The organism is Pseudarthrobacter sp. HLT1-7, from assembly GCF_059383435.1.
Genome location: NZ_JBWZCH010000010.1, coordinates 123117 through 133934, shown reverse-complemented (window position 1 = coordinate 133934; position 10818 = coordinate 123117). Strand labels below are relative to the sequence as shown.

The following is a 10818-nucleotide window of genomic DNA, read 5'->3' as shown; positions in this document are numbered from 1 at the left end:
CCGTTCCGAGCAGCAGCGCCGGAAGATGCCCGGCGCCACCGGCGTCCACAGGCCGCAACAGCAGACCGGCGGTCAACACCGCCATGGCGGCGAGCAGCACGCGTTCCGCGCCGAAGCGGCGGGCCAGGACAGGGGCCAGCGGGGCGAAAACCCCCAGCAGCGTCACCGGCACGGTGGTGAGCACGACGACGACCCGGTGCTTGCCTCAGCTATTTGTGCTCGCGCGGATGATGCTGCCAGCAGCGAAGGTCAGCGGCCTGGTCGGGCTGGCGGTGATTCCCCAGGGTGAGATCGGCAGGATTGGTGATCGCCATCAGCTCCCCGACTTTGTCGGCCCTTAACCCCGTCCGGATCCCGGTGTCGGTCTGCCTGAACCCTGCATAGCCAACCGACAGTCTCACATCCTTGACACACCTCACCCCCTCATATCCCGAACCGCCGCCGAACTATGCATGACGACGAGTCACTCGCCGCGGCGGAGGACTTTGAGTTCCCAGGGACGCAGCCGGAGGGCCGCCTCAGGGGGGTAGTTGCCCAGGATCTGTTCGGCTTCGTTCCAGCCGCTGTCGTTGAGGTTTACGCCATGTTCCTGGCCTGAGAAGTTGCCAAGGACGAGCAGCTCGGTGCCTGGCAGTGACCTCCGGAACGCGTAGACATGTTCGTCGTCGGGCAGCAGCATGGTGAAGTCGCCGTGGGAGACGACGGCGTCACTGTGGCGCAGGGCGATGACCTTGCGGTAGAAGCTGAACACGGAGGCGGGGTCATTCTCCTGGGCGGCGGCGTTGATGTGGTTGGCGTTCGGGTTGACCGCGATCCAGGGGTCACCGGTGGTGAATCCTGCGTTGCGGGTCGCGTCCCACTGGACGGGGGTGCGGGCGTTGTCGCGGTTATGAAGTGCAAGGGCAGAAAGGACTTCTGCGTCGGTGTGGCCCAGGTGGGTGGTGGCTTCGCGGTGGTGGTTGAGTACCTGGATGTCGCGGTGGTCGCTGATCGCACCGAAAGTCATGTTGGTCATCCCGAGTTCCTCGCCCTGGTATACATACGGGGTGCCTCGGTGCAGGTGCAGGATTCCGGCGAGCATTTTGGCGGAGAGCTCACGGTATTCCCCGTCGTCGCCGAAGCGGGATACGGCGCGGGCCTGATCGTGGTTGCCCCAGTACAGGCTGTTCCAGCCCCGTTCGGCCAGGCCGGTTTGCCAGCGGCCAAGGGACTTCTTCAGGTCCGTGAGGAGCAGCTTCTTGGGCATCCACTTGTTGCCGTCTTCCATGTCCAGGGCGACGTGTTCAAACTGGAACACCATATCCACTTCCTTCCTGGCCGGATCAGTGAACAGTGCGGCGTCCTCCACGGTCACGCCTGGCATCTCGCCCACTGTGAGCAGCTGCTTGTCCCGGCCGGAGAAGACTTCGGCATGCATCTCTTGCAGGAATTCATGGATCCTGGGGCCGCCGATGTAGTGATTTCCGCCGTCGCCGTAGAGCTTGCCCTCCGCCTTGACGCCATCCGGCAACGACTGATCCTTGGAGATGAAGTTGATGACGTCCATCCGGAAGCCGTCCACCCCGCGGTCGAGCCACCAGTTCATCATGTCGTAGATGGCGGCGCGCACCTCCGGGTTTTCCCAGTTCAGGTCCGGCTGCTTTGTTGAGAACAGGTGGAGGTAGTACTGTCCGGTGGCCTCGTCGTAGTCCCAGGCAGGACCAGAAAACCACGAGCCCCAGTTGTTGGGCTCTGCCCCGGGCTTGCCGGCCTCGGCGGCGTCCCGCGGGGAGCGCCACCAGTACCAATCCCGCTTCGGGTTATCCAGGCTTGAGCGGGATTCCACGAACCACGGGTGCTCGTCCGAAGTGTGGTTGACCACAAGGTCCATGACCAGCTTCATGCCACGGGAGTGGACGCCGGTGATCAGTTCATCGAGAGTTTCAAGATCCCCGAAGACCGGATCGATATCTCGATAGTCGCTGATGTCATAGCCGTTGTCGTCCTGCGGGGAGCGGTAGACCGGCGAGAGCCACAGGACATCGACGCCGAGTCGGTGCAGGTAGTCGAGCCGGGAAATGATGCCTCGGAGGTCGCCCACGCCGTCGCCGTTGGAGTCGGCGAAGCTGCGCGGATAGATCTGATAGACCACGGCATCCTTGAACCAGTCCTGATCTGTACTGACGGGTGGCTCCGGGTGGGTTTCTTGAATTGTCATTGGTGGTTTCCTTTGCTCGGCGACGCCGCCGCGTTTGGAGTTACTGAGAGGTTCGCTGCTGAGTGTGGGATTCCGGTCAGGCTTGTTGCGGGGCCTGCCACGTCTGCAGTCGCCCGCACATGCCGAAGAGCAGTTCGGGACCGATAGGAGTTGCCCGGGCAACGGTTGCGTCCCCGAGGTGCGGTGCGGAACCGTTTTCGAGATCCGTCAGCATCCGTTCTGTGGCGAGGGCTTCCGCTAGTACGTTCTCGGCCCAAAGCGATCATTTGCCCCCTGTTGTGGCGATACCTCGAATGAGGAATCTCTGTCCAAAAAGGAACACTAGGAACATTGGAATGAGAGAGACCACACTCATGGCAAAGAGCGCCCCATAGTCAGACTGTGCCTGTGCATCCAGGAATGAGCGCAGAGCGACGGGAACGGTGTAGAGATCTGGCTTCGTGACAAAAATCAGTTGGGAGAAAAAATCATTCCAAGTCCAAATGAACGTGAAGATGGCGGTGGTGGCGAGGGCCGGAACCATCAGCGGTAACATGATCTGCGTAAAAATTCGCATGTGACCAGCACCATCGATACGTGCTGCTTCATCGAGTTCGCGGGGAATGCCCCGGATGAACTGCACCATCAAGAAAACAAAGAATGTATCTGTGGCAAGAAACTTGGGGACAATCAGAGGCAAGTATGTGTTGATCCAGCCCAACTGGGAATACAGCACATACTGAGGGATGATCAGAACATGAATCGGCAACATGATCGTGACGAGCATAATAATAAATGCGGCCTTCTTGAACCTAAAATTCAAGCGAGCGAAGGCATATGCAGCGAGAGAACACGAGAGTAGATTACCTAAGACGCTCCCCAGCACGATAACCGCCGAATTCATAAGGTAAGTGCTGAAGGGTCGACTGAGTGCGTTCCAGCCGTCGGGGTAGTGGGCGAAGTCGAAGGTGTCGACAAACAGTCCGGGATCCCCGAAGATATCGCTGTTGGGGCGAACAGAACTCACCACCATCCATAGGAGCGGATACAACATCACTACGGCGATCAAGATCAGCCCGCTGTGCTTCAACACACTGATCCATCGGGGTCGACCAATCCTGATGCGCATCGAGCGATGATGAGATGGCTTTTGACGAGACATCGCACTGACGGGAGCCGGCTCTGTTTTAGTCATCGTAGAAAACCCAATACTTTGAGGCCCAGAAGTTCAGGGCAGTGAACACGCCGATAATGATCAGGAGGAGCCACGCCAGCGCAGAGGCGTATCCCATGCGGAAGCTGGAGAAACCCTCCTCGTAGAGATACAACGAGAAAAACAATGTGGAGTCGGCCGGGCCACCTGATCCACCTGAAACAATGTATGCCTGAGTGAAGGATTGGAAGCTGCCAATCAGACCCAGGACGAGGTTAAAGAAGATAATCGGCGTCAGTAAGGGCAATGTGATGGAGCGCATTTGCCTTATCGGGCTTGCGCCATCTGTGGAGGCAGCTTCGTAGAACTCGCGAGGGATCTGTCTCAGTCCGGCGAGGAAGATGACCATCGGTGCACCAAAGGTCCACACATGGAGCAGGATGATGGTTCCTAACGCAGTATCGGGCGAGGCAACCCAGCTGGGTCCGGTAATTCCGAATAAGCTCAAGAACATATTGAACAGACCGTCCTCACCGAAGACGAGACGCCACAGCACGGCAATCGCGACGCTTCCTCCGAGGAGAGAAGGCAGATAGAGGACGCTCCGGTAGAACGGCAGGCCACGAAGACCTTTATCTAGCAGTATCGCCAACATAAGAGCGGCGATAAGCTGCAACGGGACGGAAACGAGAACGTAGGTGAACGTGACGGTCAATGCATTTCCGAGTCGCTCGTCGGAGAACATGCGCTGAATGTTCGCCAGTCCGGTGAACTTCGGAGCCTGAAGCAGGTTGTAGTTCGTAAAGGCGAGATAAAGCGAGGCCAGGACCGGGCCGAGAGTAATCCCAACCACGCCGAGCAGCCACGGCGCCAGGAATAGGACCGCAATTCGATTGTCCGTCGCACGGTCTTGGCTTCGGGGGCCACCTCGTTGACGGCCCAGATTTCGGAGCTCACCTAGGGCGCTCATCCGCGGACCCCATGCAGTGGCCTGATGCTGAGTCTGGTCATGTTGTGTTCTCCTCATTGAGTGGATGTCGGGTGGAAGATCCTCTAATCGCGCCACCAACTTCGCATAAAACCGGGAACGGCCGCCTGAGTCAGGATTCCCTCGACGGAGCGGTCACTTTGATCGATGCGGACGTAAGACTTGCACTTCGCCGATCGGAATTCGACGTTTTTCAGCTGGACATTGGTGAGAAACCAAAATCGATCGCGGTTACCCCGGGCGATAGTCCGTTGATTGTTGTGAAGGTGCCCTGCGATTCCACAGTTAGCATCCCAGTTCCGCCCACACGAGGCTTCGTCCGGAGGTCAAATTCTGAGCCAGAAAGGACAACCGTTCCCCTGACATTTCCCGGAAGGGTTACCAGCAATCGATTGTCTTCCGACGAATAGTCGACCAGGACCGATCCCCTAATTGTCGGGACACGCCCCCGTACCCAGGCAAGAGAAGCGGGATGAGGCGTGATGGTCACGTGAGCTGCTCCCGGCCCATCCACTTCGACGCCAAGAATGCGCCGTGCGATGATGTTGGCTGGGGCTGTCCCCCAGGGATGCGAGAAGGTCATATTCGGTTTCAGTCCTGGATCCCAAGCCTCGCCGGTTATAGTCGCCCCCAAAGCGTCGATCATGTGCAGCCAGCTTCTCTCGTCCGTGCTTGTCAGGAGTGCAAGAGCTTCCTCCGAACGTCCGGCAGTATAGAGAGCATCCAAAACGAACTGAGCCCCGAACACGCTCGTTCGCATTCCTCCTGCAGCGACTGTGTCGCCCAGAGCAGCCAGCGCGTTGTCGGGCGCGATTCCTAGGGCGACTGAGTACGCCGTGGCATGCTGGGACGAATGGGCGCTTCCTAGGCCGTCCACATAGGCTCGACGGTCCTCCCTCAGCAGAAGCTGGTTTATCGTTGCACGCATTGCCGCCGCTTTGGCGCCATATTTCTGCCGCGCATCATCACGGTCAGTAGCTCCGGCAATCTGTTCCAGGGCCCGGTATGCGGCGAACTGGAAAGCGTTCAGGACGACGTTGAACTCCGTGAACTCGAAGCCATCACGGCAGCTAGTCGGCCAATCGACGGCGTCGGCGTTCCAGGAGTCTGTGGTGTTCCCAGGGTGCTTACGAATGAGCCCGTTCTCCGCGATGATCGGATCAAAATTGGATTCCTCCCAGAGCTTGAAATCACTCTGGAGTTGTCGGTCGTCACCCGTCGCAAGATAGTCCCTCCAAGCGCAGATCACGGGCATCAGGTGGTACTCGCTTGGCCACGTAGGACGCCGAGAAAGGTACTCTCCGGAGTACCGAGCCAGCGCGTAGCTACGTTCAACGCTGTAGTGAGACATCTGGTGGATAAAGAGATCCCCCTCGTACGCCCCCCTCTCTCTCGTTGGAGTATCGACGTACAGGTCACTCGAAGTGGCCTCGATCGTATAGCGGCAGAGCTCCCAAACACGATCGAGGCCGCTGTGAGATGACTCGAACGAGGATTCTCCTGGATGCCATGGTGATCGGTGGACGACGACATCGATGGAATCAGCGAGATCGAGTTCCGGATCCGTCGTCAGCTCTGCGTAGCGAAAAGTTCTATGGCCCCAGTGTTCCGCAGTCTGACGGCCATCGCGAAGTGTCCAGACCTCTTCAAAGACATTCCTTGTCCGCATCTGCGAACGAACGCGACCGTCCTGGAGTTCTTCTCCCAGCCGAACATCGATGGTCTGTCCTGCAGAACCATCGATGGACAATCTAAGGCCGCCGACCACGGCACGCCCGAGATCGACGAACCAGACGCCGGGCGCAATCTTGGAGACTACAGCAGGCGGCACGTAGAACTGCTCAACGTTCACGACCGCTGGCACGGGGGTTGCAGTTGAATTCTGGATGATTGCAGTGTCCCAGAGAGCGTCGTCGAACCCTGGTTCGGTCCAACCGACCGGTTCATGACGAAGGTCCCAGTTCTCTTGTGGAGCTCGATACCACCCGCCCTCGATGGTTGAGCTGCCTGGCAACATTTTCGATCCTGACGATACCCGCCAATCTGACGACGTTTGGACGGTGATGCGCTGACCAGAAGCGAGCACGACGACCAGCTGGGCAAGGAACTGTTGACCTGACTCAGCCCAACACAGGACGGCCAAGCTATTCCGACCTGGGTGGATGAGACCGGCAACCTCATGGGTGTGGTAACGGGGTTCCTCTGCGATACCGCGCACGCTCCCTTGGCCCGCAACATCTCCGTTCGCCCACAGTTTGTAGACGTATTGTCTAGCACCCTCAGGGGATTGCCCGAGAGCTTCGACGAAAGCCGCAACCACGGGCTCGTGAGGTAGGTCGAACTCTGTGCGCATCAGCGCCCACGAGCGAGCGACCTCTGGAGCGTTGTCATCCATGGTCGACCAGATGGCACGAGCGCTCCATTGGTCCATAGCGACGGTGGTGAACCGGGCCGTTTCGGACCATTCGCCGGGGTCCGGCCCGTCCAACCAGACTCTGACCCGCCACCAGTAAGGCGTCGAGTGTAGGAGTTCGGGACCGGCATAGGGAACCGCGGTCGACGCGGAGGAATCGACACGTCCGCCGTCCCAATTCTGGATGTCAAAATTGTTTGGGGAGGTAGACACTTGAATCTGGTATGCGGTCTGGAATCCGCTGTCGATCGGCGGAACACACCAGGTATGTCGGCCGCCTGCGACGCTGACACCAACCCCGTTATCTTGCAGATCTGTCATTAACCCGGTGGGGCGGTTCTCTCGAGTCACAACACGTTCCTTCTCCACTGCATTCACCGTATAACCATCTCCTTGTATCGGATGTGCCCGATCCTGCAGTGCGGGCTGCCGCCGACTACTCGGGTCCGCAGCTGTCGGGCTGCTTGCCGGACTGACGTTGCTATTTGGCTGCGTCGATGGATTTCTGAATGTCATCGATCAGCCCGGTGGCGGCCTCTTTAGCGCTCCGTTTGTCAAAAAGTACCTCGAGCAGATACCGCTGGAGCACCTTGTCGATTTCGCTGGCGCCATTTGGGACGATGTCCGGAGCCTTGCCGAGGCGCTTCGTCATATCGGTGATGTAGTCAAAAGCGACTTTGTCGTCAGGGCTCAGACTGGAAATCAGGGATTCGCGAACGTCCGGGTTTGCGGCAATCCCGCGCTCTGTCCCGATCGATTCAAAAGCGGTCGGCGAGTTCACCAAGAAATTGACAAGCAGTGCGGCCTCGGCGGGATGCTTGGATTGAGACGACACTCCCCAGTACATTCCCGGCTTCGCGTATGCATACGCGGTCTTGTTCGCATCGTCGGTCGGAAGCTTGACCGGGATGATGTGCGCGCCCCCGGTCGCCGCGATGAGAGCCGCGGTCTGAGGCCCGGGGAGGAACCTCATGGCTTGCTTTTTCTTAGCGAAGGGCGTTTGGTCAACCGGAAGGGCGGAGGTCTCGGAGTACGCGCCGGCGGAAGCCGCAACACCCGTTTCTGTCCATTTCTTGTTTTGCTCAAAATATCCGGCAAGAGTATCGGGGCTGATCGCGATCTTACCGTCGGCGAAGAGTTCTTCCCCGTGCTGGCGTGCATAGATCCGGAGCGAGAACTCGCCTTCGAGTAATCCGAACCCCCGGATGCTGCCTCCCGATTTTTGATCCACCAAAGTCGAGAATTTCTCGAGATCAGACCACGTCCAAGTGTCCGTATCAGGAAGCTTAAGCCCGAGTTCATCGAGCAAAGTCTGGTTGACTGCGATTGATGCGATCGTGCTCGAAATCGGCATGGCGTAAAGCGTTCCCTTCGACCGCCCGCTATCCAGAATCGCTGGGTCATACTTTGTCTTGTCGAGCTTGTCCAGAGTGCTCAAGTCCATGAGCGTGCCTCGGTCCGCATACGAGGCCAAGTACAGCTGATCGAGCTGAACTACGTCAGGCGAGCTGCCGCCGGCTGTCGATGTTGCGAGCTTGTCCCAATATCCACCCCAATCGGCAAATTCACCGGTGACATGAATGTTTGGATACTTGCTTTCGAACGCCTTGATGGCCTTCTGTGTTCTTTCATGGCGAAGATCGCCACCCCACCATGAGATGCGGAGGTTGACGTCCGTTTTGCTGAGTTCATTATTGGAAGGTGCCTCACAGCCACTCAGGGCAGCACCAGCAAGGACACAAGCAACAACCGCGCCCAAGGTACGAATACAGATACGGCGCGATATTTCTTTGCGCATTTGATTTACCTTTCAATAGCAGAGACTTCTATGGCTCGTTTTGGCAGATCCGATCGGTATATCCGCTATAGGAACGGTCAGGTCCTGACTGCTAGCGGGCAAACGTGATTTGAGCATTCGGCAGTGCAAGCGTATCCGCGAGCAACACCGATACCAGCGTAGAAAATACACACCGGCTCGCTCTCACCTCTTCCTCCAGGTCTTCCTCCAGGAACGTTCGAAACGTTTCAATCTGGATCTTTGCGAACTCTATAACCCGTCGCCCTTGACTGTCAACGCATGGACGAGACTCGCCCAAGGCGCTCGCGGGCTGGGGTGCGTAACTCACTTGGGAAGCGTGCAAGAAGATCACGGGCAGCGACGGGCACGGTGCCAACGATGACGGATGGGCCCGCCAGAGGGAACGCGCAGGGACATCATGACGGACTGCGAAACCGAATATGAGCAGGCGGCAGGGAAAGCTTGGGGGCGTGATTTTCGATGAGCAGGCTGCTCTCACCGGCTGGTCCTGGGCCTACATCCGTCAGGCGTTATCCACGGCCCGTATGCTTATTGGTCCCCGCCGCCGGCCCATGCCGGCAGTCCAAGACCATTGCCGCATCGCCTTCGTGCTGGACAGTATCCTCGCTCGGATCTCCGCCGCTGCGGGGGCTCGAAGGGTTGACAATACGGCCCCCGTGTCAGAAAATGAATCGATTCACTATTGCGTTAATTCCCTGCCGTACACCCGCGCCGTTCGGCCGGGGAATATCCCGGCCGCTGCTGGTCAAGACTCACTAAGAAAAGATGATGACCATGTCAGTGACAGCCTCGCACAACCTACTCCACCCGAAAGCCCGAAGAAAGACCCGCATCGGCCTTGTGGCAGGCGGGCTCGGAACCTACTGGTCGCAGTTTCCCGGCCTGTTGCCGCAGCTCAAAGAGTCTGCCAGGTACGTCGCCGACCGGTTCGCCGGGATGGACGCCGAGGTCACCGATGCCGGCTTCATCTCGGATGCGCAAGAGGGCGCGGTCGCTGCAGACAAGCTGCGGCGGGCCGACTGCGACCTCATCGTACTGTTCCTCACGACTTACCTGACATCATCAATGGTGTTTCCGATCGCGAAGCGCTCGAACACTCCGATTCTGGTGATCGACCTTCAACCCACTGAAAAGATGGATCACTCGCGGTTCGACACCGGCGCGTGGCTCGCTTACTGCGGCCAGTGCCCCGTGCCTGAGGTCGGGAACGTATTCCAGCGGGCCGGGATCCCATTCCGGTCCGTGTCCGGGTTCCTCCGTCAGGACTCAGCATGGCGCCGCATCGAGCGGTGGATCAACGCGGCCCACGTCCGTGCCGCGCTCCGGCACGCCCGCCACGGGCTCATGGGCCACGTGTATCCGGGCATGCTGGACGTCTCAACCGACCTCACACTGCTGCCGGTCACCTTCGGATCCCATGTGGAGGTGCTCGAGTTCGACGACCTGAGGGTGCGCGTCGATAAAGTCACCGACGCCGAGACTCAAGAACGGATGGGCCTGGCGCGCGAGATGTTCGTCCTGGACGAGACGGTCGTCGACGTCGACTTCACCTGGGCCGCCCGCGTTTCCGTCGGCCTGGACCGTCTCGTCGATGACTTCGACCTCGATACCCTTGCCTACTATCACCGCGGCCTCGACGGCGAGCAGCACGAGCGGTTGGGAGCCGGGATGATCTTGGGCGCCTCCTTGCTCACCGCGCGCGGCATCCCGGCCACCGGTGAGTACGAGCTGCGCACGACCGTCGCACAGCTTGCAACTCAGGTGGTGGGGGCCGGCGGCTCGTTCTGCGAGATCCAGGCCCTCAACTTCGAGGACAACGTGGTCGAGATGGGCCACGACGGACCAGCTCACGTCGCAGTCTCCGGCCGCGATCCTTTACTGCGAGGCCTTGGCGTCTACCACGGTAAGCGTGGTTGGGGCATCAGCATCGAATTCGACGTGCAACACGGCCCGGTTACCCTCCTCGGTCTCGGCCAGGATCGAGACGGCGGCCTCTCGTTCATCGCATCCGAGGGAAATGTGGTCCCGGGGCCACTGCTCGAGATCGGTAACACGACCAGTCGGGTCGACTTCGGTCGAGACCCCGGAGAGTGGGTGGACGATTGGTCAGCGACCGGCGTCGGCCACCACTGGTCCCTCTCGATTGGCAACCGTGCCGCTGATTACAAGGCCGCCGCGTCCCTCCTCGGAATCGACTTCCGCGAAGTCTGACTCGAGCCGTTAAGGATTTCGCCGGGCTGCGCACCCAATCAGCCCTCGGAGCAATAGT

6 protein-coding genes and 1 pseudogene are annotated in these 10818 nt (G+C 59.2%); 1 reads left to right on the top strand and 6 read right to left on the bottom strand.

Annotated features, from left to right (window positions below; all coding sequences use genetic code 11):
- The 6 genes and pseudogenes from AC50X6_RS11670 to AC50X6_RS11645 form a co-directional block, all read right to left on the bottom strand.
- Positions 1-190 (bottom strand): annotated as a pseudogene (locus AC50X6_RS11670) (MFS transporter); the annotation flags it as partial.
- Positions 191-463: 273 nt separating this feature from the next.
- On the bottom strand, positions 464-2197 hold the full coding sequence (locus tag AC50X6_RS11665) for a glycoside hydrolase family 13 protein (protein WP_494966371.1): 1734 nt from the start codon (positions 2195-2197) through the stop codon (positions 464-466).
- 262 nt (positions 2198-2459) lie between these two features.
- A complete protein-coding gene (locus AC50X6_RS11660) occupies positions 2460-3371 on the bottom strand; it encodes a carbohydrate ABC transporter permease (protein WP_494966370.1) in 912 nt (303 codons plus the stop codon).
- The gene (locus AC50X6_RS11655; RefSeq protein ID WP_494966369.1) at positions 3364-4299 is read right to left on the bottom strand and encodes a carbohydrate ABC transporter permease; all 936 of its coding nucleotides are present in this window, start codon (positions 4297-4299) and stop codon (positions 3364-3366) included. Before AC50X6_RS11655 ends, AC50X6_RS11660 begins: the two co-directional genes overlap by 8 nt.
- A 211-nt stretch (positions 4300-4510) precedes the next feature.
- On the bottom strand, positions 4511-7051 hold the full coding sequence (locus AC50X6_RS11650; RefSeq protein ID WP_494966375.1) for a family 78 glycoside hydrolase catalytic domain: 2541 nt from the start codon (positions 7049-7051) through the stop codon (positions 4511-4513).
- Between the two features lie 160 nt (positions 7052-7211).
- Positions 7212-8528: an ABC transporter substrate-binding protein gene (locus AC50X6_RS11645; protein ID WP_494966368.1), complete on the bottom strand. Its 1317-nt coding sequence runs from the start codon at positions 8526-8528 to the stop codon at positions 7212-7214.
- A gap of 786 nt (positions 8529-9314) precedes the next feature.
- Here AC50X6_RS11645 and AC50X6_RS11640 point away from each other — a divergent pair.
- Entirely contained in the window at positions 9315-10760 is a 1446-nt protein-coding gene (locus AC50X6_RS11640) for an arabinose isomerase (protein ID WP_494966367.1), read from the top strand.
- Positions 10761-10818 lie beyond the last annotated feature (58 nt).

What these genes read in the sequence shown, in the direction of transcription:
- AC50X6_RS11665 (WP_494966371.1), bottom strand. Translation starts at nt 2,197, where the DNA reads ATGACAATTCAAGAAACCCACCCGGAGCCACCCGTCAGTACAGATCAG.
- AC50X6_RS11660 (WP_494966370.1), bottom strand. Translation starts at nt 3,371, where the DNA reads ATGACTAAAACAGAGCCGGCTCCCGTCAGTGCGATGTCTCGTCAAAAG.
- AC50X6_RS11655 (WP_494966369.1), bottom strand. Translation starts at nt 4,299, where the DNA reads ATGAGCGCCCTAGGTGAGCTCCGAAATCTGGGCCGTCAACGAGGTGGC.
- AC50X6_RS11650 (WP_494966375.1), bottom strand. Translation starts at nt 7,051, where the DNA reads ATGACAGATCTGCAAGATAACGGGGTTGGTGTCAGCGTCGCAGGCGGC.
- AC50X6_RS11645 (WP_494966368.1), bottom strand. Translation starts at nt 8,528, where the DNA reads ATGCGCAAAGAAATATCGCGCCGTATCTGTATTCGTACCTTGGGCGCG.
- AC50X6_RS11640 (WP_494966367.1), top strand. Translation starts at nt 9,315, where the DNA reads ATGATGACCATGTCAGTGACAGCCTCGCACAACCTACTCCACCCGAAA.